Raw genomic sequence first — 22,525 nt, 5'->3', positions numbered from 1 at the left:
CTACGAGAGCTGGCATCCGGGCGAGCGGGCTGCGCCTCACCTCTCCTGCAACGCGAGTCGCACGCCGACGGCACAGTAGATGGTCCCGACCACCTTCCCCTGCCACTTCACCACAGCGGGATGGCGGCGCAGCAGATTGCCGAGACGGCCGGCGCCGACTGCGAATACGACCGTACTGACGAGTCCGAGCAGCACGAAGACAGCACCGAGAGTGGCGAGCTGAAGTGCCGTCGAGCCGTGCTCCGGCCGGACAAACTGAGGCAGGAACGCCAGGAAAAACAGCGCCGTCTTGGGGTTGAGCACCTCGGTCAGCACGGCTTGCCGGAAGGCGCGGCCAGCGCTGATCGCCGGCGCGCCGTTCAACTCGATCGGCGCCTTGTCGAGCATGGCGCGAATGCCGAGGTAGATCAGGAACGCTGCGCCCGCATATTTGACGACGCTGAACAACAGCGCCGACGTGACGATGATCGCCGACAAGCCGACGATCGCCATGCTGGTGTGGATCACGTCGCCGGCCGCGATCCCCGCCCCGGTCGCGATGCCGACTCGCGTTCCCGAACTCGCCGCCCGCGCCATGGTGAGCAGCGTTGCCGGGCCCGGAATGAAAACGAAACCGAGCACGAAGGATGTAGGTGATGAGAGTCGTGTGATCGGTCATGTGCGTGGTCCCGAGGGCGAATTAGTGTGACGGGCTGAGCGACGGTGAATAGTCGACCGGCACAAGCAGGCGGTCCTCGATCTGGCCGACCATCAGGCCGTGCTCGGCATGGGTCACACGCTTGATCTCGCTCCACTCGGCGTCCGCCATGAAGGCAGCCCACGCGGACGTCTTCGCCGCTTCATCTGGCCACTGCAGCAGATAGGCGAACTCGGTCCGATCGCCGAATTTCGTCTCCCACATCGCCACGATTTCAAAGCCGTATTTGGCCTGCATGATGCGCGCGGCGTGGTCGCGAAACCGGGCGTGGAATGCGGCCTTGTTTGTCTCGAAGATTTCGTAGATGCGCAGTTGCTGGATCATGACCGTCTCCTTGCAAAGGAGATATGGTCAAGCTTGGTGGCCGGACAAGCCACACGCGCTCTTCCTCGTCATTGCGAGGAGCGAAGCGACGAAGCAATCCAGACTGACGCCGCGGAGACTCTCTGGATTGCTTCGCTTCGCTCGCAATGACGATGGTGCGAGCTCACCTCATCACCGCTGTCATGCCCCGGCTTGACCGGGGCAGCCCAGTACGCCGCGGCTTCTCGATTCAAGCACTGGCGTCTCTGGAATACTGGATTGCCCGCTTTCGCGGGCAATGACGGCGCGTGTGGTGAAGTCCCGTAGCCCGCATGAGCGTAGCGACATGCGGGGCCGCCGTCCCGGGTATCGCTGCGCTCACCCGGGCTACGAAGCTACGTTCCTACACCGCGCCCGCCTTCTGCGCGTATTCCCATGATGCTTTCGACAGCGGCACGGTGCGCTTGGCGGACTCCAGCGCTTTTGCATTCGCGGCGGTGCCGTCGCGGACGCGGCCGGCGATGCCTTGGGTGATGCCGGCGAGGCGGAACAGATTGTAGGCGAAGTACCAGTTGAGATCGGGCACCGTCATCTTGGTGACGTTGCAATAGATCTGCGCGGCTTCCTCGACGCTCGGGATGTTGAGCGCCTTGAGGTCGACGCCATCGAGCCCCGGCATGATCCACTGCATCAACAGATAGGTGAAGTCGGCCATGGGGTCGCCGAGCGTCGACAGCTCCCAGTCGAGCACGGCCTGCACGCGCGGTTCCGTCGCGTGGAAAATCATGTTGTCGAGGCGATAGTCGCCGTGAACGATCGAGACGCGCGCCTGTTCCGGCACGGTCTTCGGCAGCCATTCGGCGACCTTCTCGAACTCGGGAATGTGCTGCGTCTCGGACGCGCGGTACTGCTTGGTCCAGCGATCGATCTGCCGCGCGAAATAATTGCCGGGCTTGCCGAAATCGCCGAGGCCGATTGCGACCGGATCGTACATGTGGAGTTTGGCCAGCGTCTCGATCTTGCTGGTGAAGATTTTGCGGCGCGCGTCGTTGTCCTGGCTCGGCAGCGTCGGATCCCAGAACACCCGGCCCTCTTCCATCGACATGATGTAGAAAGCAGCACCGATGATGCTGTCGTCCTGGCACAGCGCATAGGCGCGCGCGACCGGAAAGCCCTGTTTTCCAAGGGCCGCGATGACGCGGTATTCGCGATCGACCGCATGCGCCGACGGCAGCAATTTGCCGAACGGCTTTCTGCGCATCACATAGGAGCGCTTCGGCGTGTTGAGCCTGTAGGTCGGATTGGATTGGCCGCCCTTGAACTGGAGCACGACCAGTGGGCCCTCATAGCCTTCGACATTGTCGCGCATCCACGCCTCGAGGCGCAGCTCGTCGAAGCGATGACGCTCCTCGACCGGCTTGGTGCCCGAGAACTCTTCGTCTTTCCTGACGCCGTCAGCCACGGTGACGCTCCCTCTTCAGTCCTGACCTTGTGCAGGTCGAGCATGATCCTAATCGGTAACCGCTGACGCACTTGCGTCAAGCGGTCATTCCGAATGGGACCACGCCCTGTCGTTTCTTCAAATCGGGAGCGTCGTGCGACCCTCCCTATCAATGACTGGGAGAGTTTGCATACTTCCGAACTTCGAGCCTTGCAATGGCGCGATTGTGCACCTCGTCCGGACCGTCGGCGAGACGGAGGGTACGGATGTGGGCATAGTCCTTGGCAAGGCCTGCGTCATCGGAGACACCGGCGCCGCCAAAGGACTGGATCGCCTCGTCGATGATCTTCAGCGCCATGTTGGGCGCCGCGACCTTGATCATGGCGATCTCGGCCTGCGCGGTCTTGTTGCCGACCTTGTCCATCATGTCGGCGGCCTTGAGGCAGAGAAGACGCGTCATCTCGATGTTGGTGCGGGCCTCGCCGATGCGCTGCTCCCACACAGAGTGCTCGACGATCTTCTTGCCGAAGGCGGTGCGCGAGGTGAGCCGCTTCACCATCTTCTCCAGCGCCTCCTCGGCCTTGCCGATGGTGCGCATGCAGTGATGAATACGGCCCGGTCCAAGGCGGCCCTGCGCGATCTCGAAGCCGCGGCCTTCGCCGAGCAGGATGTTCTCCTTCGGCACACGCACGTTCTCGAGCAGCACCTGGGCGTGGCCGTGCGGCGCATCGTCAAAGCCGAACACCGGCAGCATCTTCTCGACCTTGATGCCTGGCGTGTCGAGCGGAACCAGGATCTGCGACTGCTGCTGGTGCTTGGCCGCCTTGAAATCGGTCTTGCCCATCAGGATCGCGATCTTGCAGCGGGGATCGCCGACGCCGGACGACCACCATTTGCGGCCGTTGATGACGTAGTGATCGCCGTCGCGCTCGATGCGGGTCTCGATGTTGGTGGCGTCGGACGAGGCCACCGCCGGTTCCGTCATCAGAAATGCCGAGCGGATCTCGCCGTCCATCAGCGGACGCAGCCATTTGCGCTTCTGCTCCCTGGAGCCGTAGCGGATGAACACCTCCATGTTGCCGGTGTCGGGCGCGGAGCAGTTGAACACTTCCGAGGCCCAGCTGATGCGGCCCATCTCTTCCGACAGCAGCGCGTATTCGAGATTGGTCAATCCCGCGCCGCGGAATTCATCGTCCTCGTGCTCGGACGGCGGCATGAACATGTTCCAGAGGCCTTCGGCCTTCGCCTTCTTCTTGAGGTCCTCGAGCACCGGGATGACCTTCCAGCGCTCGCCGGTGCGATCCTGCTCGTCATAGATGGGCACCGCCGGACGCACATGCTTGGCCATGAAGGACCGCACGCGGTCGAGCCATTCCTTCTGCTTGGGGGACAGATCGAAATCCATGGGACGCTCCTCGTTTCTCTCTCGCTGATCGTTTTGCGCCGGATCGTCCTCCCGCCGCGCGCGGCCCGCAAGCGCGAGTGCGGCTTGCGAAGCGCTCCGGAACCTCTTCGCCAGTTGCGAACGAGTCCCGATTGCGGATTGACTTTTCCCGGCCTTCAAACGATAGTTTCATACAACTGTTTGAATTGCAACTCCCCTCTCCCCAGGGCAATCCATGGCCAGCGATCATACGAGGTCTGCCATTCTCGCCGCCGCCGAACGGCTCTACGCCGATCGCGGCTTTGGCGACGTGACGCTGCGCGACATCGTCGCGGAGGCCAATGTCAATCTGGCCGCGGTGAACTATCATTTCGGCTCGAAGGACGAGCTGATCGCGGAATTATTTGTCACCCGCTCGATCGCGACCAATCGCGAACGTCTGCGCGAACTGAAGGCGGCGGAGGAAGCAGGCGGTGGCCGTGCGCCGATCGAGGTGATCTTGCGCGCCCTCGTCGGGCCGACGCTGCGCGGCTGCTTAGGTCCTGAGAACCAGCGCTCCACCGCAGCGCGCTTCATGATCCGCGCCTCGATCGAATCCGTGCCGCCGATCCGCCGCATCAAGAACCGCGAGATCGACCACTTACGGAAATTCGCCGGCGCAATGCGCCGCTCCCTGCCCGACCGCAGCGACGTCGACATCTATTGGGGCCTCAACTTCGCGCTCGCCATGGCGCACCACACCATCCGCGAAAGCGAGCGCCTGACAAAACTGTCGGAAGGCAAATGCGATCTCGACGACGTCGAGGACGTGGTCGATCGCGTCGTCAGCGTCGCGACGATGGCGCTGACGGCGGGACGGACGGAGGCGAAGGCGCCGTCGAAGGTTGCTGCACGCTAGCACAAGGCCGTCGCCACACAGACGCTGCGCTCCCTCGCCCCGTTCTTACGGGGAGAGGGTTGGGGTGAGGGGCTTCTCTCTGCGCGTGCGAGTGTCGAGATAGCTGTACCCCCTCACCCGGATTGCATCTTCGATGCAATCCGACCTCTCCCCGCAAGCGGGGCGAGGTGAAGCCGCCACAGCCCCTCACATCATCGCGATGCAGTCGATCTCGACGTCGAAGGGGCCGAACCATTCCGGCGTGCAGACGAAGATCCGCGCCGGCGGATCGCTCGGGAAATAGCGCGCATAGACCGCGTTGAACGCGGCGAAGTGTTTGGTCGAGGTGCAGTAGACGTTGCACTTCATGACGTTGTCGAGCGAGGCGCCGGCCGCCTCGAGGCACAGCTTCATCTGCTCCATGATAATCTCGCTCTGCCGCTCGATCGGCATCTCCGCGAGCTCGCCCGTCTCCGGGTCGAACGGCGGCAGGCCGGCGACGAAGATCATGTTGCCGGCGCGCGTGACCGGCGATGTCGGCGCCTTCCAGCGATCGAGGAACGTCGAGATCGGTTCGACGCGGAGCGCTTCGCGTTTCATGGGCGGCCACCTTCGGTTCGAGCGAGACTGCCTGCTGACTACATTATATTGCAGCCAGCATGTTTCGCTTCTGATCGAAGTATGATCGCCTCACGGGATTAGCCCCGCTGCGGCATCTCCTCGGCCTCTTCCTTGGCGAGCAGCAGCAGCATCTCGATCCCCATCTCGCCTTCCTGCGGCGAGCGGATGAACTTGATTTCGTCGGCGCTCTGCCGCAGTGCGGCAATGATGGCGACGGCCTGGTTGGCCGTCGGAGCCTCGGTCGCCAGAATGGCCTTCTGGTCCTTCGCCTGAAACCCGATCGTGTAGGACATTGCAGTTCCCTCCCGCACTAGTAGGAGAGATCGAAGCTGAGTCGCGCGCGAAGCGGAAGCCTGTGTGAGTACGGATCGGGTTTACCTGGGGATTGCGCGCAAGCCTCGCATAAGCCGCACGCGCGTCATGCTGAGGTCACCAGCTTATGCGCAGCGATCCGGTGCCGGCATAGCTCTGGCCGACATTCGAGAACTCGCCGGAAAAGCGTGCCGACAGTTCCGCCCAGGCGTTCAGCGCCAGCCGCGAGCCGAGCTCGACGCGGGCAGCGTCACTGGCCGCACGCGCGCCCTCGACGGTGAAGGCGGATGCCGGCAGCGACACCAGCGCCGCGGTGACGCCGCGCGACGGCGAGAATTCGTGGACCCAGGCCACATTGGCGAACGGCATCCACATCATGCCATTGCCGAGGTCGAACCTTGCATCGAACTTGCTGCCGAGGAACAGCGGCAGCGACGAGACGTTGCGCGCGGCATAGCTGAGGCCGAGCACGCCGGGCCCTGCGCCCATGACGCTGGTCTCGGTATAGCCCGCCTGCCACAGTCTTGCCGCCTGCAGCGCGGCGAACGGCGTCGCCGCGACCGTGCCGAAATCATAGGTGTGGCCCAGTTCCAGCCGTCCGCCGAGCTGGTCGCTGCCGAACGAGCCCTTGGCGATCTCATCCGCGCCCATGCCGGTGATGCTGCGGGTCGTTGTGTTGTTGAAGTGGCTGTAGGCGAGCTGCGCCGAGACGTAAGTTCCGCCGAAACGCTGCATCGCATAGGCGCCGACATGGGCGCCGTCGAGCCGGCCCGAGGTGGCGCGATCGCGGACGTCGAAGATGGCGCTCGAGCCGCCGGCGGCGATGCCGACCAGCAGGTCCGGATTGAGGAGATGATCGACGCCCGCCGCGCCGCCGGCGATCCGGTCGCTGAAGCCGGCGCTGCCGGTTGCCGCATCGCCGTTCAGCGATTGGTTCGCGCCGAAGCCGGAGGCCCAGGCGTGCCATTGCGGCTGCACCAGCGGTGGCGCCTTCAGCGCGTTGAATGCGGAGGTCACCGGCCGCGTCTCGGCATAGCCGAGCGCGCCCGATCCCGCCACACCAAAGCGGCCGCCGGCACGCCAGGCATTCATCTGTCCGTCCATGCTCTGGCCGAACAGGCTGCCCGCGGCGAAGGCGGTGTTCTGCGTTCCGCTGGTGCCCTCGCCCGAGAGCCTGTCGAGCACGCCCGCCGAGCCGGCCATCAGCAGCTGCGAATAGAACGCCGCCGCGGTGCCGGTGAGCGCGGGCGAGTAGCCTGCCTCGAGCGCGTTGCCAACCGCGCGTTGGTTGGCTGTTTCTCCCGCGACCGCGCCAAATCCCTGGCGGGTCAAGGTGACGTCGACGGAATTGGCATTGTAGGTCGCCGTCGCCTTGAGGAAGGCCGAGGTCGAGGTGACGCTGGCAAACTGCCCCGTGACCGCGCCGGAGGTCTGCACGACGTCGCTATAGGTCGTCGTCGTCTGATAGAGGCCTGCCTGCACCACCGCGCGCAAGGTGCCGCCGAGCTTGGCCCCGTCAAAGGCGGAGAGACCGTCATGGCTGCCGAGATTGTCGACGCGCAAGGCGAGCGTTCCCGTCGCCGTCTGCGTGAACAGTCCGCCGAAGCCGATGTTGCCGGTCGACATCGACGTACCGGGGTCGCTGATCGTGACCAGCCCGTTGTTGGTCAGGCTGTTGCCGGTGCCGATGAAGAACATGGCGCCGTCGATCGTGCCGTTGTTGATGATGGCGTTGCCGGTGGCGCCGAAGGAGAAGAAGGCTTGATTGTTGGCGCCGGCCCTGATCGTCCCGTTGTTGACCAGCGTGTTGCCGGTGCCGTTGATGCCGATCGCAAGGCTGTTGGGGCCGCTCGCCAGGATCGTGCCGGTGTTGGTGATGGTGTTGCCGTTGTCCCAGATGCTGACGCCGACGCTGTCATCGCCGGCTGCGTTGATCGTGCCGCTGTTGGTGAAATTGTTCGACGTCAGCAGGAAGATGCCCTGCCCGTTGGTGCCGCTGGCGCTGCCGATCGTGATAGTGCCGGAGTTCAGGATGGTGTTGCCGATGCCGTTGGCGGCGATGCCGGTCGAGCCGGTGCCCGTCAGCACGATGGAGCCGGTGTTGGTGACGGAATTGCCGGTGCCGAGCACGTCGATACCGGCGCTCATCGCCGTCGAACCGCTGATCGAACCCGAGTTGGAGACCGTATTGTTGCTGCCCAGCATGAAGATGCCGGTCGAAGCAGAGCCGATCGCGATCGTGCCGGTATTGGTGAAGAAATTGTTGTCGGTGCCGACCATGCCGAAAGCGCTGTTGCCGGCCGAGATCGTGCCGTTGTTGGTCGCGGTGTTGCCGGTGGCGAGATAGATCGCGGCCACGGCCGTGGGGACCGTGATCGACGCACCGGACTGAATGGTGACGGCCAAATTGGTCTCGGCGCCGGTACCGAAGCCGGTGCTGGTCGCCCCGCTGCAGGTGACGACGTTGCCGGCCTGCACGCAGGCGGCCATGGCCGGCATGGGTGCGAGGCTGACGAAGGCGGCCAGCGGCAGCGACGCGGTGACGGTCAGCACGGCGAAGGGCCGCCCCGTGCGCGATGTCGCCTTTGACAGTGTGTGGCGCGTCCGGCTGATCGTCGTTTTCATGAGGCATTCCCGAGTCTTGCAGTCTTGTGGCCGAAGCAGCCACGCGCTCACATCACCCGGGCGGGTTCCGACTGTCTTGGCCCCGACGGCACCGCATCGGACCAGGCGGCACAACCGTGAGTTTTCTTCGGAACCCTGTTGCGCCCGCGCCACCATCGCGGGGAAATTTTTGTCCTAGACGGAACCACTTCGAACGCGATGACGGGACGGCGCGTCAAAGGGCTCGACGCGATGTTTTCTGGCGGGGGCCAATGCACGACACAGGATCGCTTCGGCGCGCACGTATCTCCACCGACGCCTTTCCGGAGGCCAAGCGCCTGCAAATGTGGCGCGAGGTCTATGGACGCGGCATCGCCACCGTGGACATCGAGCCGATCGGAGACACCCCGTTTCATGCCGACGTGACCTTCAGCCAGCTCCCCGGCGTCGGCATCGCCACAGGCTCGCGCTCGCCGGCGCATTACCGCGCGTCCAAGGAGCTCGCGACGCGCGCCAAGGACTTCATCGTCATCAGCATGCTGTGCTCGGGCCGCGCCAGCGCCACCCAGTTCGGCAAGGAGTTGATCTCAGGCGTCGGCAGCGCCAGCGTGATCGCGCCGCTGGAGCCATCGACCAGCACCATGCTGACGGAGGGCAGCTTCGTCACCCTGATCTGCGCGCTGCCCGTCATCGCCCGCCGCGCGCCGCACTACACCCAGGCGTTCGGTCGGCCGATCCCCGGCTCCAACGCAGCCCTGCGTCTCCTCACCCGCTACGCCGACATCGTCGCGAACGATGCGTCCGCGACAGATCCCGCGATCGCACGCAGCGCCTCCGAGCACATGCTCGACCTCGCCGCGCTCGCGCTCGGGGCCCATGGCGATTATGCCGAGCTCGCGCGCCTGCGCGGCGGCACCGCGGCCCGGCTGACCGCCATCAAGTCGGACATCCTGAAGGCGATCGGCGACAGCGAGCTCTCGACCGAGGCCATCGCCATCCGCCACGGCATCTCGCCGCGCTACGTCCGAAAACTGTTCGAGCAGGACGGCTCGTCATTCTCGGCCTTCGTGCTCGCCGAGCGGCTGGCCAAGGCCCATCGCATGCTGGTCGACCGGAGCTTCGGCCATCTCAACATCGCGCAGATCGCACATGAGAGCGGCTTCGGCGACGTCTCCTATTTCAACCGCGCCTTCCGCCGCCATTTCGGCAGCCGCCCCTCGGATTTTCGCGAGGCGGCCAAGTGCGTGTGGCGGGAACAGCGGGAGTAAACGGCGCTCAGGCGAGCCCCAGCATCGCGCGCGCATCCTCCGCGGTGGCAACGGTCGCGCCCAGGCTCTTCAAAATGCCGGCGGCATGGGCGACCAGCTCGGCATTGGTCTTCGCCAGCACGCCCTTGGACATATAGAGATTGTCCTCCATGCCGACGCGGACGTGGCCGCCGAGCAGCCAGGCTTGCGCGACCATCGGGAATTCGGCACGGCCGATGCCGAATCCGGACCAGATCGCGCCCGGCGGCAGCAGGCTGCGGGCGTAGAACATCGTCTCGGGCGTGGCGGAGAAGCCGTACTTGACGCCGAGCACGAGCGAGAACAGGCCCGGCCCCTTCAGCGAGCCGTCCGCCAACATGTCACGCGCGAGATGACAGTCGCCGGAATCGAACAGCTCGATCTCGGGCAGCACGCCGGCCGCCTTCATCCGCTCGGCCATGATGCGGACGTTGCGCGGCGTGTTGATCACGACCTCGCCGCCGGAATTCATCGTGTTGAGGTCGAGCGTGCAGATGTCGGGCTTGAGCAGCTCGATATGTTCCACGCGCTTTTCGGGCTGGAGCAGCGTGGTGCCGGCGCCGGCGACGCGGGGATCCTCGACCGAGGGCACGAAACGTCCGCCGGGGCCGGTGGTGAGATTGATGACCAGGCTCTTGTTGCGGGCGCGGATGCGGTCCACGACATCGCGGTAGAGGTCGATCGACATCGAGGGCCGGCCGGTGGCGGGATCGCGGACATGGATGTGGGCAATGGCGGCGCCGGCTTCGGCCGCTTCCAGCGCGGAGGTCGCGATCTGCTCCGGCGTGATCGGGAGATACGGCGACTGCTCGGGTTTTGTCAGGTTGCCTGTGATGGCGCAGGTGATGATGGTTTTGGTCATGCGATGTTGTCCTTGCCCCTCTATCTCATCACGATCGCTGCCCTCTTCCTTCTCCCCTTGCGGGAGAAGGTGGCGAGAAGCGCCGGATGAGGGGTCTGTATCCACAAACTCGGTAAAGGGAATCGCCGAAAGAACCCCTCACCCGTCTCGCCGCTGCGCGGCGATCCACCCTCTCCCGCAGGGGGAGAGGGAAAGAAAGCTCGCGCGCCCCTGCGCTAGATAATCCCCTGCTGCTTCAGCTGCTCGATCTTGCCGGCATCATAGCCGAGCTTGCCGCCGAGCACCTCCTGAGTGTGCTCGCCCAGCAGCGGCGGCGCGCGGTAGTCCTTGATCGGGGTGCCCGAGAGGGTCACCGCGTTGCGGATCAGCGACAGATCCGGCTCGAAGGGATGCTCGACCTTCACCCGCATGCCACGCGACTGCACGTGCGGATCGGCAAACACCTGCTCGAAATTGTTGATCGGACCTGACGGCACGCCGGCCTCCTCCAGCTTCTCCAGCCAGTAGGCCACCGGCTTCTTCAGGAACAGGCCGGCGAAGATCGCCATGATCTCCTTGCCGTGCACGACGCGGTCGTTGTTCTTGACGAAGCGCGGATCGCTCGCAAGCTCGGGTTCGCCGAGCACGGCGCAGGTGCGCTGGAATTGGCCGTCATTGCCGACCACCAGCATCAGCTCGCCGTCGGTGCAGCGGAAGACACCGGCCGGCATGCCGCCATTGCCCCAGGTGCCGCGGCGCGGCGGCATCTTGCCGTTGACGAGGAAGATCTGCAGCCAGTGCGACAGCGAGGCGATGACGGTGTCGAACAGGCAGACGTCGATGTGCTGTCCCTGCCCGCCATTGACGTCGCGATGATAGAGCGCCGAAAGAATGCCGATCGAGGTGTTCATGCCGGTCATGTAGTCGACGATCGACGGGCCGACCTTCATCGGGCCCTCGCCCGGCTCGCCGTCGATATGGCCGGTGACGCTCATCAGGCCGCCCATCGCCTGCAGGATCGCGTCGTAGCCGGCGCGCGGCGCGTAAGGGCCGGTCTGGCCGAAGCCGGTGACCGAGCAATAGATGATGCCGGGGTTGATCGCCTTGATCGTGTCGTAGTCGAGGCCATAGCGCTTGAGATCGCCGACCTTGTAGTTCTCCATGAAGACGTCGGCGTCCTTGGCAAGCTCGCGGATGATCGCCTGCCCCTCGGGCTTGGCTATGTTGACGGTCACCGACTTCTTGTTGCGGTTGGCGCAAAGGTAGAACGAATTGTTGTTGTTCGCCTTGCCTTCGGGATCGGTCAGATAAGGCGGGCCGAAGGCGCGCGCGTCGTCGCCGGTGCCCGGCCGCTCGATCTTGATCACCTCGGCGCCGAGATCGCCCAGCATCTGGGCCGACAAGGGCCCGGCAAGGACGCGGGTAAGGTCAAGGATCTTGATGCCTGAGAGCGGCAGGGCCGACATGCGATTTCCTCCGGGAACTGGATCTTGGCGCGGCGGCGAGATCGCGGGCCGCGCTCCTTGCGGATACACCATTTTCAGGCCCTGAGCACTGCACGCCGGGCATACGGCCATCCCCCGCCCCGCAGCGGAGGCGACCCGCTGCAGTGATTTTCCGCACTGCGAATATTACCTGGCAGGGCTCAGGTCGCCGCCGCCGCAGCCACCTGCGGCCGGCGCCGGCCGAGCAGGACCAGGATCAGCACCGTCGCGCAGGAAAAGACAAAGGTGAGACCGAGCGCACCGCGGCTGCCGAACTCGGTGAGCAGGCCGACAAGGAGCGGCGGCGAGATGGCGGACGCCAGATTGAGCGGCAGCGCGATCATCGACATGGCCTTGGCGAACTCCGCCTGGTCGTAGAACACCAGCGGGATCGTCGCCCGCGCCACCGCCATCGCGCCGCTGCCGGCGCCGTAGAGCAGGATGAACACCGCGACCGCCCAGGTCGCGCCCTCGCTCATCATCAGCAGCAGCATGGCCACCGGCAGTGCCGTTCCCGCGACGAGCCCGGTCGTGATGCCGTCCCAGCGCCCGCCGCCGAGCAGATCCAGCCCGCGGGCGCTGACCTGGATCACGCCCAGCATCGAGCCGAAGGCGAGCGCCTGCCCCGGCGCCAGCCCCTCCGCCCGGAGCAGCTCGATCAAGATGGCGCTGATACCGAAATTGACGAAGGCGTTCATCGTGATCGCGGTTACGACGAGACCGAAGGTGCTCCTGGGAATCGCAGGCGGCGGCGCCTTGCCCAGCTCTGCGCCGTCGTCCGTCGCGATTTTCCGGCGCGGTGCGACGAACGCATAGAGCGGCAGGTTGATGAAGAGCAGCATCGCCGCGTAGACGAGACAGGTGCCGCGCCAACCGAAATGGCCGCTCAGGAACGATGTGGTTGGCCAGAAGATGCTGCTGGAGAGGCCCGTTACCAGCATCAGGCCGCCGATGGCGTTCTTTGCCCCTCGCCCGGCGACCTCGTTCAGCATGATATAGGCGCCGGTCGAGAGCGTCGCGCTGCCGCCCATGCCGAGAATGACCCAGCCGGCGAAATAGAGCATCGGCTCGTGCGCGAAAAACATGACAACAAAGCCGGGCGCGGAGACAACCGTGCCCACCATCATCACCTTGCGCGCGCCGTGCCGCCCAAAGGCCTTGGCGAGCCAGGGCGCGCACAGCCCCATCGTGACATAAAGGACCGAACTGCCCGCGAATACCGCCGGCAGGCTCATGCCGAGTCCGTCGGCAAGGTCGCGGCCGACGACGGCCGGAAGGCCGATCGTACCCCATCCAATGAGCTGGGTGATAGCGAGGACCAGCAGGACGCCGATGAGTCTGCTGTCAGATTTCAGAAACCGCATTCCAAACGTCGCCTGCCCGGCAGGCGCAGAGCGCGCCTGTGAACATGTCTTAGCCGGAGACTCAGCGCGGGGGAACGCCAGTCGCCGTATGGCAGAATGCAGCCGGGAGCATGTCAGGAAGAGGCAGCAGCCCTTATCCAACGAGCCCGAGCAAGGATCGCGCCTCGGCCGCGGTCGCGACGCGCCGGCCGTGGCGCGTGACAGCCTCGCAGGCGATGGTCACGAGCTCGGCGTTGCTGGCGGCAAGACGTGCCTTGTCGATCCTGATATTGTCCTCGAGCCCGGTGCGGACCGCATCAGCGTCTCGCGCCAGCGCCCAGTCCATGACCTCGGCCTGGTGGCGTCCGATCCCGGCCGCGGTCCAGGTCGCTTGCGGGATCAGCCGTTTCAACTCTCCCAGAAGGATATCGAGCACATGCTCGTCCGCGGGCATGGCGTTCTTGACGCCCATGACGAATTGCACATGCGGACGTGCGTCGATCAGCCCCGCCTCGATCAGGCGGCGAGCGCCATGCAGATGCGACAGGTCGAAGATCTCGATCTCCGGCCGGATGCCATTCGCCTTCATGCCGGTGGCAAGCGTCTCGACCAAGGCGGCGCTGTTCTCATAGACGATCGTCGGAAAGTTCACCGAGCCCGTGGACAGCGAAGCCATGTCAGGCTTCAGGTAGAGCGACGATCCACGCGCCGAAGGATCGCGGCCGCGCCCGCCGGTCGAGAACTGAATGATCATTCCGGGGCAGTGCTTCCTGATGCCCTCCTGCACGAGGGCAAAGCGCCCTGGCTCGGAAGACGGCGTCTCGTCATCGTTGCGAACATGGATGTGGGCGAGCATGGCGCCGGCCTCGAAGGCTTGTTGCGTCGATTCGATCTGTTCGGACGGCAGGATGGGCACCGCCGGATTGTCCTTCTTGCGCGGAACGGAGCCGGTGATGGCGACAGCAACGACGACGGGGTTCATCCCTTGACCTCATGATGATCGCGCTCACGCGCTGAAGGTTCGACCAGGCAATCACGTAACGTGTCGAGCCTGCCGCTGCAAACATCCCCGATCGCAGCGGCATGGCTTCCTTGCGCTCCCGTCAGGTCGGAATTGCGGCCGCACCGCTCGCCGCCTCCACGCGCTGCCGCTCATAATCGGCCCGCGCCATCGGGACGGCCTTGGGATTGCCGAGATCATCGATGCTGACCCGGTAGGTCTCTCGCGCCGTGACGGCTGCCAGCGCCGCGATGACCGTGATGCTGAAGGCGATCGCCCCGACCGTGAAGGGAATGTTGGCCGAGCCGGGAGGCGCCACGGTCGCAAACAGTGCCGGGAGCAACGCGGTGATGGTCGTGCCGATGTTCTGCGAGATCGCCATTGCCGACACGCGGGTGCGCGTTGGAAACAGCTCCGGGTAGAAGCTCGGGAAGATCGCGTTGTAGCCCTGGTAGACGACGCCCCACATCAGCAGCGACAGCAGGATCGCGAGCGGCACGTTCCTGATGCTGATGGCGTAGAGATAGCCGAACGCGAGCAGGCCGGAGAAAAGCGCGCCGACGATGATCGGAGGCTTGCGGCCGACCTTGTCGGAGAGATTGCCCACGAAGGGAATGACGAATATGGCCAGCATGTTTCCGAGGACCGGGATCCACAGATAGACGTCCTTGGCAAAACCGATGCCATAGGCCGGCTGCACCGCGTATGCCGCACCGAAGATGGTCGCAACAACGGGGATGACGTTCATCAGGGCCATACAGATGACCCTGAGCATGTCGCGCCAGCTCACCTTGATGGCCTGAACGATGGGCGACCGCGGCGTTTCTCCCCGCTCGTCCTCGCGGGCAAAGGCAGGGGTTTCGTCGACCTCGCGGCGAATGATGTAGCCAGCGACGATGACGAAGAAGCTGAGCAGGAACGGAATTCGCCAGCCCCAGCTGTTGAAGGCTTCGGTCGGCATATAGGCCGCCAGCGGCAGGAACACGGCCGCCGCAAGGATCTGTCCAGCCTGCACCCCCTGAAGTGCGAAGCTCGCATAGAAGCCGCGCCGGCCGAACGGCGCGTGCTCCAGGATCATCGAGCTTGCGCCGGAGATTTCACCGGCCACGGCAAAACCCTGCACGAGGCGCAGGATGACGAGCAGGATCGGCGCCAAAATGCCGACCTGCTGATAGGTCGGCAGAAGACCGACCGCCATGGTCGAGATGCCCATCAGGAACATGCAAACGATGAGCACGGTCTTGCGGCCATGGGTGTCGCCCCAATGTCCGAGCACGAAGGCGCCGATCGGCCGGGCCACGTAGCCGACGCCGTAGGTCGCCAGCGATGCGACGATGGCGACGGTGGGATTTTCCGACGGGAAGAAGATTTGCGGGAAGATCAGCGAGGCGGCGGTGGCGTAGATGAAGAAGTCATAATATTCGAGAGCCGAACCGATCCAGCCGCTGGCAGCAGCCTTCCTGGACTGACTCGTCTGACGGGTTGCGGTCATCTCAAAATTCCTCCACTGGTTTTTCTGACGTCCCGTTGGCGGGCTTCGTTGACAATTGGACAGCCATCTCCGAGCGCTCTGCGGAGTTTTTCCGCGCGCTTGCCACTGCCGATAGATGTCTGATTGGTCGCGACAATAGGCTATCGCCGGGCTAACACAATTACCCAGTTATGCGATAAACCTAACATGATGTTATTTTACGCGGTGGAACGTTTGGAGCCCACCGCGCTCAAAGCGCCCTCCTCAACGTCACGCGCGTTGCGCTTCGCCCGGTCCCTCAGTTTGCGACCGTGCCCTCGGCCGCCGGCTCTGGCGCAGATCCGGCATGGGGTCCATCGCCCGCCAAAGCACGAACCCAGCGGCGATATTCCACGCCGAGAAGATCGCTTCTCAGGTGAATCTCGTCCTTGGGATGAAGCGGCAAAGTCTTCAGGCGTTGCGACTCGACGATCACGCGATCCTGTTCGTACACCTTGTCCAGGCGCGCCACGATCTGCTCGACAGCGACGTCAAAGCCATAGTTGATGGCCGCGGTCAGATGCAGCACGCAATTTTCCAGATCGACCGGCGTGACGGCCATGAACGTGCAGAAGCGCTCGACCTCGCCGGTCTTCTTGTTGAAATAGGCCGTGGTGGGGCGGAAGCAGTAGTAATGATAGACCGCATTGATGGGAATGCCGCGATGATCGCCGTAGGGCTGAAACAAGGTGATTTCGCTCGTGCGCAAGCCTTCATCCGTCAACACGACATCGTAATCCACGAGTTCGTCGGGATCGTCGGGGTTGCCATTCAGGTTGGCGTGCACGAACGGAAAGTGCGCGGGATCGAGGAAGTTCTCCACGGCACGAAGGGCATTTGCGTTGTAATAATACGGCCCGGCCTGGACCTTGCGATAGGTCGCATCCTCCCAAACGGGAAACGGAGGAACAGCGGCGACGGGATTGCCCATGCAGACCCAAATGTATCCATACCGCTCGACCGCGTGATGGCGAAATGCCGCGGCTCGGCTTGTCGGCCGGGTCGTCGGATGGGCCGGGTAACGGCGGCAGGCTCCATCGGTGCCGTATTCCCAGCCATGGTAGGGGCAGACGACGCAGCCGTCCTTCACCCAGCCGAGCGACAAGCGCGCACCGCGATGACGGCAATAGTCCTTCCAGGCGTGAACCTCGCCGTCATGGCGCCACAGGATGATATCCTCGCCAAGCAGGCGCGTCGACACGATGGCGCCTTCCGCGACTTCCTCGCTCCGGCGGACCACGTGCCATTCGTTGATAATGGCGCGATAATCGGCTCTCTCGGTGTCCCAGGTTGACGCGATCACCATGACCTCACCTCACTCGCCACTGGTCCAGCCGGACAGGCCGTCATCACGCATGCGGTCGCGCGGAGTGACAGGTGGGCTTCCCCCTCCCGCAAATTCATGCTCTGGGGATCAATACAACCCCTGGATGCTTACACGTCAACCGGAATCTCGAGATTGTACGACTGCGAATGAAATCTGGAGCATACGAGGTCCCGCCTCGTCCTTATCCGGTCGTTCGCGAGCTGCGATAGGCCCGCGACAAGGTGGATGCCACCACTGGATTCGTCGATCGTTTCAACAACCATTCCGACCGGCACGCCTCAGCGCGGACGGTCGATTTGCACCGGGCGGCGCCTGTGAGATCCCAACCTTGTTCAGGTCACACTGCGATGAAGCTAGCTTCCCAGCGCGTTCTCGCCGGTTTCGCGGCCGGGCACGCTGACATGGACCTCATGGCCCTCCCGCAGGGCCAGGGATGCTGCGGCGACGGCCGACTCGAACGCCGCTTCCTTGGTGGCGTATCTGCTCTTGACGTCGCCGTCATGCAGCACGCCCCATTCGTCCTGCACCGGCACGATGGCATATTGAGCAAGGCCCATTTTTCGCTCCTCGAAGTTTATCGCTGCGTGAGCTGCGGATGCGCGGCGGTCACGCGCCACACCGTGTTGCCGCTGTCGTCGGCGACCAGCAGCGCGCCTGTCTTGTCGAGGGCGACGCCGACGGGACGGCCGCGCGCATGGTTGTCGCTGTTGAGAAAGCCGGTGACGACGTCCTGCGCCGGCCCGCTCGGCTTGCCGTCCGTAAACGGCACGTACACGACCTTGTAGCCGTTCAGGACCTGCCTGTTCCAGCTGCCGTGCTCGCCGACAAAGGCGCCGCCGCGATAGGCGCTCGGCAGGCTCGTGCCGGTGGAGAAGACCATTCCGAGCGGCGCGACATGCGAGCTTAGCGCGTAATCAGGCACGATCGCCTTGGCGACCAGATCCGGCCGCTCCGGCTTGACTCGAGGATCGACATGCTGGCCGTAATAGCTGTAGGGCCAGCCATAGAAGCCGCCGTCCTTCACCGAGGTCATGTAGTCGGGGACGAGATCGGGACCGAGTTCGTCGCGCTCGTTCACCACCGTCCACAACGCACCGGTCTGCGGCTCGAAGCTGAGGCCGTTGGGATTGCGCAGGCCGCTCGCAAAGATGCGCCAGCGGCCGCTGGCGCGATCGACCTCGAGGATGGCGGCGCGATTGTGCTCGGCCTCCATGCCGTTCTCGGTGATGTTGCTGTTGGAACCGACCCCGGCATAGAGCTTCGAGCCGTCGGGGCTCGCGACCAGGCTCTTGGTCCAGTGATGGTCGATCGGCCCGCCCGGCAATGGCGTCAGCACCGTGCCCGGCGCGGTGATCTTGGTATCGCCTTCGGTGTAGGGATATTTCACGATCGCGTCGGTGTTGGCGACGTACAGGTCGTTGCCGACAAGCGCGACGCCGAACGGCGAATTGAGATGATCAAGAAAGACGCTTTGCGTATCCGGCACGCCGTCGCCATCGGTGTCACGCAGCAGCGTGATGCGGTTGCTCTCGCCGGTGTCGCCGCCCGAGGTCGCCCAGGACTCGATATAGCCGATCACGATTTCCTTGGGCCGCTTGATCGCAGCCGCTTTCGGCGCCTTGGACTCCACCACCAGGACGTCGCCGTTGGGGAGGGTGTAGAGGAAGCGCGGATGCTGCAGACCGGTCGCGAACGGCTTGGCCTGCAGGCCCTGCGCAACCGTGGGCGTCTCGCCCTTCTTCCAGCCGACGATACGCGCAATATGAATTGGCGGCAGCCAGTATTGCTGGATATCGGGAAGCACCGGATTGGCGCCGATCTGCGCCTTGGGATCGCCGCTGCCGTCATTGCAGCCGGCGAGACACAGGAGCGACGAGCACAACAGCGCGCGGGCAACAAAAGACGTCATCGCGCAACTCCTACGCCATGGCGATACACCATGGCCCAGCCGAGCCAGCCGGTGACCGGCAGAATCAGCACGGTGATGACAGAGAGAATGAGCCCGGTCGGCCACACCGAGGTCCAGCCATCGCGTGTGTGGATCAGCGCATTGATGGTGGCGAGGATCAGCACCACGGCGTTGCCGAGCAGATGCGGCCAGGCCGGTGATTGCGCCCGCACCAGGCGGTTGCCGAGGAAATCGGTCAGGCCCGCGATCGCCGCGAGCACCCCGAAGATGACGCCGACGACCAGAAGCCAGGCGGAGAAATCCGCCCACATCATCTCGGCACTGACGACATAGGCGATGTCGGTCAGCAATGCCCCGATGAAGCACGCGATCGGAATCGGCACCAGCATCGGATGAATCGGATGACCCCCGATTTGCGCGGTGGAGCGCACGCCCACAGTGTCTTGCACAGTTGGCCTCGTGTGACTTACGCCCTGCCCGACCGGCCAACTCGTGCTTGCAGTGAAGGTTCCTACTCCGGCGCAGTCACCCTTTCACGTCGGCCTGATACGCCGCGTAGGCGCGTCTCAAGCCGTCGTGAAGCGAGGTCGTGGCGCGCCAACCGAGCTTTGCGAGACGGCTGACGTCGAGCAGCTTGCGCGGCGTGCCGTCGGGCCGTGAGGTGTCGAAACTGATCTCGCCGCTGTAACCGACGATCTCGGCGACCACGCGCGCGAACTCGGCGATGGTGATGTCCTCGCCGGTGCCGATATTGATCAGCTCGGCGCCGGAATAGGTCTTCATCAGGTGCACGCAGGCATCCGCCATGTCGTCGACATAGAGGAACTCGCGCCGCGGCGTGCCGGTGCCCCACACGACGACGTTTTTAGCACCAGACAGCTTCGCCTCGTGGAAACGCCGGATCAGGGCGGCGACGACGTGGCTCAGTTCGGGGTGATAATTGTCGCCGGGGCCGTAGAGATTGGTCGGCATCACGCTGATGAAGTCGCATGCGTACTGGCTGCGATAGGCCTCCACCATCTTGATGCCGGCGATCTTGGCGATCGCGTAGGGTTCGTTGGTCGGTTCCAGCGGGCCTGATAGCACGGACTCCTCGCGCAGCGGCTGCGGCGCCAGCTTCGGATAGATGCAGGACGAGCCCAAAAACATCAGCTTCTCGGCGCCGTTCTGATGCGCGGCCTGGATCACGTTCGCCGCGATCGCGATGTTGTCGTAGATGAACTCGGCCCGCAGCGTGTCGTTGGCGACGATGCCGCCGACTTTGGCGGCGGCGAGGAAGATCACCTGCGGTCTTTCTCTCGCGAACCAGTCGAACACTGCGGCCTGGTTGCGCAGATCGACCTCGCCCCGGTCCACGGTGACGAGCCTGACGTCTTCCGCGGCAAGCCGGCGCGCAATCGCGCTGCCGACCATGCCGCGATGGCCGGCGACGTAGACGCTCTTGCCCTTCAGCTCAAAGGTTGTGTTTGTCACGGCCCGCGTCCTGCTTTGCCTCGGCCAGATCGCTCGCCATCATCTCCTGAACGAGCTCTGCAAAGGTCCGCTTCGGCTTCCAGCCGAGCACCTCGCGTGCCTTGCTGGCATCGCCGATCAGGAGATCGACTTCGGTCGGGCGGAAATAGGAGGGATCAATCCTGACCAATGTCTTGCCACTGGTCTCGTCGATGCCGGTCTCCTCGACACCCGCCCCGCGCCATGCGATGCGGCGGCCGACCTGCGCAAAGGCAAGCTCGACCATCTCGCGGACCGAATGCATCTCGCCGGTGGCGAGCACGAAGTCGTCCGCCTTGTCGGCCTGCAGGATCCTGTGCATGCCCTCGACATAGTCGCGCGCATGGCCCCAGTCGCGCCTGGCCTCGAGATTGCCGAGATAGAGCGTGTCTTCCAGACCGACCTCCATGCGGGCGACGCCACGGGTGATCTTGCGGGTGACGAAGGTCTCGCCGCGGATCGGGCTCTCGTGGTTGAACAGGATGCCGTTGCTCGCAAACATACCGTAGGCTTCCCGGTAGTTCACCGTGATCCAGTAGCCATAGAGCTTGGCGACGCCATAAGGCGAGCGCGGATAAAACGGCGTCGTCTCCTTCTGCGGGATCTCCTGCACAAGGCCATAGAGCTCGGAGGTCGAGGCCTGGTAGAACCGCGTCTCCTTCTCCATGCCGAGAATGCGTATCGCCTCCAGCAGGCGCAGCACGCCGACCGCGTCGGCGTTGGCGGTGTATTCCGGGCTCTCGAAGCTGACGGCGACGTGGCTTTGGGCTGCGAGATTGTAGATCTCGGTCGGCCGGATCTGCTGCACCAGGCGGATCAGATTGGTCGAATCCGTCATGTCGCCGTAATGCATCAGGAACGGCACATTGCCGACATGCGGATCCTGATAGAGGTGATCGACCCGCGCGGTGTTGAACGAGGACGAGCGCCGCTTGATGCCGTGCACGACATAGCCGAGCGACAGCAGATATTCGGCGAGATAGGCGCCATCCTGGCCGGTCACGCCGGTGATGAGAGCGATCCGCTCAGACATGTCCGCAGCAACTCCCAACGCCATCTAAAGGGGCCGGCGGCTCGAATTCCGACCGAGCCCCGCCTTCTTTGACAGAACGGCCGCCGGGGTCAACCCGGCATGGCGGGCATCGCCCGGCCGCCGTTGCGGGACATTACGCTCTCAATTATCAAATTGGAGCCGGTATGAACTGAACCACATTCGCGCGCGTCGCAATACTCCGGCCTTCCGCTCGTGGCCGCGCGCTGATGCGGGTTGACCAAGGAATTCGAGATGCACCCCACCGATCTGCCTGTCCAACCCGGCGTCGTTCGTCCAGGCGCGATCGGCCACAGCCGCGCGGTCGTCGGCCGCAATTTCGCGTTCATTCCACCTGAAGGCGTCCTGAAGAGCCGGCTGCCGGCGTGGTCGTCTACGACCGTGCGTTTTCTGGCGGCGCCGTCGCTCGGAGCCGAGTTTGCCCAATTCATGCTGGAGATCGAGCCCTCCGGCGGCACGGCCCGGCCGATCAGCGTCGATCTTCAGCATTTCTTCTACATCGTGTCGGGCGCCGTCAACTTCACCCTCGGCACCGAAGCCCCGACCTCGCTGACCGAAGGTGGCTTCGCGTACGTGCCGCCGGGCACGTCCTTCACGATGTCCTGCCCTGCCACTGCGCCAGCCCGCGTTCTCGCGCTCAAGAAGCGTTATGAAACCGCTGAGGGCATCGCGGCCCCGACGGCCATCATCGGTCAACAGCAATCGATGCCGATGACGAACCATACCGGCCTCCAGGGGCGCGGCTTCAAGCACCTGCTGCCGATGGGCGACCTGCGCTTCGATTTCGAGATGAACCTGATGTTCTTCCAGCCCGGCGTCTGCTTTCCAGCCGTCGAGACCCACATCATGGAGCACGGATTGTTCATGCTGGAGGGTCAAGGCCTGTATTATCTCGGCAATAGCTGGCACGAAATCTGGGTCGACGACTTCATCTGGATGGGATCGTTCTGCCCGCAGCAATTCTATCCCACCGGCGCGAGCCAGGCGGTCTATCTCCTGTACAAGAACGTCAATCGGGATGTCGTGCTTTGACGACAGCCGCCC

Annotated in this window: 20 protein-coding genes and 1 pseudogene; 3 read left to right on the top strand and 18 right to left on the bottom strand. The window is 64.3% G+C overall.

From position 1 onward, the window contains the following. Positions 1-36: 36 nt before the first annotated feature. The 4 genes and pseudogenes from RAD16_RS21125 to RAD16_RS21110 form a co-directional block, all read right to left on the bottom strand. A pseudogene (locus RAD16_RS21125) lies at positions 37-658 on the bottom strand (LysE family translocator). A gap of 21 nt (positions 659-679) precedes the next feature. Further along, on the bottom strand, positions 680-1,021 hold the full coding sequence (locus RAD16_RS21120) for an NIPSNAP family protein (protein WP_458159817.1): 342 nt from the start codon (positions 1,019-1,021) through the stop codon (positions 680-682). A gap of 382 nt (positions 1,022-1,403) precedes the next feature. Further along, entirely contained in the window at positions 1,404-2,462 is a 1,059-nt protein-coding gene (locus RAD16_RS21115; RefSeq protein ID WP_458159816.1) for a phosphotransferase family protein, read from the bottom strand. A 148-nt stretch (positions 2,463-2,610) separates the two neighbouring features. Further along, positions 2,611-3,846 (bottom strand): acyl-CoA dehydrogenase family protein, encoded by a 1,236-nt coding sequence (locus RAD16_RS21110; protein WP_458159815.1) that lies wholly within the window; start codon positions 3,844-3,846, stop codon positions 2,611-2,613. Positions 3,847-4,060: 214 nt separating this feature from the next. On the opposite strand from RAD16_RS21110, the gene RAD16_RS21105 reads away from it, so the two are divergent. Next, on the top strand, positions 4,061-4,723 hold the full coding sequence (locus RAD16_RS21105; RefSeq protein WP_458159814.1) for a TetR/AcrR family transcriptional regulator: 663 nt from the start codon (positions 4,061-4,063) through the stop codon (positions 4,721-4,723). Between the two features lie 186 nt (positions 4,724-4,909). Here the strand turns inward: RAD16_RS21105 and RAD16_RS21100 are convergent, their stop codons facing one another. From RAD16_RS21100 to RAD16_RS21090, 3 genes are all read right to left on the bottom strand, one after another. Continuing rightward, positions 4,910-5,302, bottom strand: a complete 393-nt coding sequence (locus tag RAD16_RS21100; protein ID WP_458159813.1) for a RidA family protein — start codon at positions 5,300-5,302, stop codon at positions 4,910-4,912. A 98-nt stretch (positions 5,303-5,400) separates the two neighbouring features. Next, complete coding sequence (locus RAD16_RS21095) at positions 5,401-5,616, bottom strand: hypothetical protein (RefSeq protein ID WP_326902534.1); 216 nt, start codon at positions 5,614-5,616, stop codon at positions 5,401-5,403. Positions 5,617-5,752: 136 nt separating this feature from the next. Further along, positions 5,753-8,260, bottom strand: coding sequence for an autotransporter outer membrane beta-barrel domain-containing protein (locus RAD16_RS21090; RefSeq protein ID WP_458159812.1), 2,508 nt, complete (start codon positions 8,258-8,260; stop codon positions 5,753-5,755). 251 nt (positions 8,261-8,511) lie between these two features. Here RAD16_RS21090 and RAD16_RS21085 point away from each other — a divergent pair, with 251 nt between their 5' ends. Further along, positions 8,512-9,507, top strand: coding sequence for an AraC family transcriptional regulator (locus tag RAD16_RS21085; protein ID WP_458159811.1), 996 nt, complete (start codon positions 8,512-8,514; stop codon positions 9,505-9,507). 7 nt (positions 9,508-9,514) lie between these two features. On the opposite strand, the gene RAD16_RS21080 is transcribed toward RAD16_RS21085, so the two are convergent. The 11 genes from RAD16_RS21080 to gmd all read right to left on the bottom strand — a co-directional run bounded on the left by RAD16_RS21080 (position 9,515) and on the right by gmd (position 21,463). Next, positions 9,515-10,387, bottom strand: a complete 873-nt coding sequence (locus RAD16_RS21080) for a 3-keto-5-aminohexanoate cleavage protein (RefSeq protein WP_458159810.1) — start codon at positions 10,385-10,387, stop codon at positions 9,515-9,517. A gap of 215 nt (positions 10,388-10,602) precedes the next feature. Further along, entirely contained in the window at positions 10,603-11,832 is a 1,230-nt protein-coding gene (locus tag RAD16_RS21075) for a CaiB/BaiF CoA transferase family protein (RefSeq protein WP_458159809.1), read from the bottom strand. Between the two features lie 179 nt (positions 11,833-12,011). Further along, on the bottom strand, positions 12,012-13,214 hold the full coding sequence (locus RAD16_RS21070; protein ID WP_458159808.1) for an MFS transporter: 1,203 nt from the start codon (positions 13,212-13,214) through the stop codon (positions 12,012-12,014). A gap of 133 nt (positions 13,215-13,347) precedes the next feature. Then, the gene (locus RAD16_RS21065) at positions 13,348-14,175 is read right to left on the bottom strand and encodes a 3-keto-5-aminohexanoate cleavage protein (RefSeq protein ID WP_458159807.1); all 828 of its coding nucleotides are present in this window, start codon (positions 14,173-14,175) and stop codon (positions 13,348-13,350) included. Positions 14,176-14,296: 121 nt separating this feature from the next. Then, positions 14,297-15,685: an MFS transporter gene (locus tag RAD16_RS21060; protein WP_458159806.1), complete on the bottom strand. Its 1,389-nt coding sequence runs from the start codon at positions 15,683-15,685 to the stop codon at positions 14,297-14,299. Positions 15,686-15,962: 277 nt separating this feature from the next. Continuing rightward, positions 15,963-17,009 (bottom strand): Rieske 2Fe-2S domain-containing protein, encoded by a 1,047-nt coding sequence (locus RAD16_RS21055; RefSeq protein WP_458159805.1) that lies wholly within the window; start codon positions 17,007-17,009, stop codon positions 15,963-15,965. Positions 17,010-17,383: 374 nt separating this feature from the next. Further along, positions 17,384-17,587 (bottom strand): hypothetical protein, encoded by a 204-nt coding sequence (locus tag RAD16_RS21050; protein ID WP_458159804.1) that lies wholly within the window; start codon positions 17,585-17,587, stop codon positions 17,384-17,386. A gap of 17 nt (positions 17,588-17,604) precedes the next feature. Further along, positions 17,605-18,939 carry a PQQ-dependent sugar dehydrogenase gene (locus RAD16_RS21045; RefSeq protein ID WP_458159803.1) on the bottom strand — a complete coding sequence of 445 codons (1,335 nt, stop codon included), beginning with the start codon at positions 18,937-18,939 and terminating at the stop codon, positions 17,605-17,607. Continuing rightward, positions 18,936-19,388, bottom strand: coding sequence for a DUF2231 domain-containing protein (locus RAD16_RS21040; protein WP_458159802.1), 453 nt, complete (start codon positions 19,386-19,388; stop codon positions 18,936-18,938). The genes RAD16_RS21045 and RAD16_RS21040 overlap by 4 nt, the downstream gene beginning before the upstream one ends. A gap of 76 nt (positions 19,389-19,464) precedes the next feature. Next, entirely contained in the window at positions 19,465-20,412 is a 948-nt protein-coding gene (gene fcl / locus RAD16_RS21035; RefSeq protein WP_458159801.1) for a GDP-L-fucose synthase, read from the bottom strand. Beyond that, complete coding sequence (gmd, locus tag RAD16_RS21030) at positions 20,393-21,463, bottom strand: GDP-mannose 4,6-dehydratase (protein WP_458159800.1); 1,071 nt, start codon at positions 21,461-21,463, stop codon at positions 20,393-20,395. The genes fcl and gmd overlap by 20 nt, the downstream gene beginning before the upstream one ends. A 252-nt stretch (positions 21,464-21,715) precedes the next feature. Here gmd and allE point away from each other — a divergent pair, with 252 nt between their 5' ends. Then, a complete protein-coding gene (gene allE, locus RAD16_RS21025; RefSeq protein WP_458159799.1) occupies positions 21,716-22,513 on the top strand; it encodes a (S)-ureidoglycine aminohydrolase in 798 nt (265 codons plus the stop codon). Positions 22,514-22,525 lie beyond the last annotated feature (12 nt).

The sequence above is a fragment of the Bradyrhizobium sp. 18BD genome (genome assembly GCF_054185225.1).
Note: the sequence above shows the minus strand (reverse complement) of the source record. Positions and strands in the feature narration are given on the sequence as shown.

What these genes read in the sequence shown, in the direction of transcription:
- RAD16_RS21100 (WP_458159813.1), bottom strand. Translation starts at nt 5,302, where the DNA reads ATGAAACGCGAAGCGCTCCGCGTCGAACCGATCTCGACGTTCCTCGAT.
- RAD16_RS21065 (WP_458159807.1), bottom strand. Translation starts at nt 14,175, where the DNA reads ATGAACCCCGTCGTCGTTGCTGTCGCCATCACCGGCTCCGTTCCGCGC.
- RAD16_RS21070 (WP_458159808.1), bottom strand. Translation starts at nt 13,214, where the DNA reads ATGCGGTTTCTGAAATCTGACAGCAGACTCATCGGCGTCCTGCTGGTC.
- allE (WP_458159799.1), top strand. Translation starts at nt 21,716, where the DNA reads ATGCACCCCACCGATCTGCCTGTCCAACCCGGCGTCGTTCGTCCAGGC.
- RAD16_RS21045 (WP_458159803.1), bottom strand. Translation starts at nt 18,939, where the DNA reads ATGACGTCTTTTGTTGCCCGCGCGCTGTTGTGCTCGTCGCTCCTGTGT.
- RAD16_RS21095 (WP_326902534.1), bottom strand. Translation starts at nt 5,616, where the DNA reads ATGTCCTACACGATCGGGTTTCAGGCGAAGGACCAGAAGGCCATTCTG.
- gmd (WP_458159800.1), bottom strand. Translation starts at nt 21,463, where the DNA reads ATGTCTGAGCGGATCGCTCTCATCACCGGCGTGACCGGCCAGGATGGC.
- RAD16_RS21060 (WP_458159806.1), bottom strand. Translation starts at nt 15,685, where the DNA reads ATGACCGCAACCCGTCAGACGAGTCAGTCCAGGAAGGCTGCTGCCAGC.
- RAD16_RS21055 (WP_458159805.1), bottom strand. Translation starts at nt 17,009, where the DNA reads ATGGTGATCGCGTCAACCTGGGACACCGAGAGAGCCGATTATCGCGCC.
- RAD16_RS21120 (WP_458159817.1), bottom strand. Translation starts at nt 1,021, where the DNA reads ATGATCCAGCAACTGCGCATCTACGAAATCTTCGAGACAAACAAGGCC.
- RAD16_RS21075 (WP_458159809.1), bottom strand. Translation starts at nt 11,832, where the DNA reads ATGTCGGCCCTGCCGCTCTCAGGCATCAAGATCCTTGACCTTACCCGC.
- RAD16_RS21110 (WP_458159815.1), bottom strand. Translation starts at nt 3,846, where the DNA reads ATGGATTTCGATCTGTCCCCCAAGCAGAAGGAATGGCTCGACCGCGTG.
- RAD16_RS21080 (WP_458159810.1), bottom strand. Translation starts at nt 10,387, where the DNA reads ATGACCAAAACCATCATCACCTGCGCCATCACAGGCAACCTGACAAAA.
- RAD16_RS21085 (WP_458159811.1), top strand. Translation starts at nt 8,512, where the DNA reads ATGCACGACACAGGATCGCTTCGGCGCGCACGTATCTCCACCGACGCC.
- RAD16_RS21090 (WP_458159812.1), bottom strand. Translation starts at nt 8,260, where the DNA reads ATGAAAACGACGATCAGCCGGACGCGCCACACACTGTCAAAGGCGACA.
- RAD16_RS21105 (WP_458159814.1), top strand. Translation starts at nt 4,061, where the DNA reads ATGGCCAGCGATCATACGAGGTCTGCCATTCTCGCCGCCGCCGAACGG.
- RAD16_RS21050 (WP_458159804.1), bottom strand. Translation starts at nt 17,587, where the DNA reads ATGGGCCTTGCTCAATATGCCATCGTGCCGGTGCAGGACGAATGGGGC.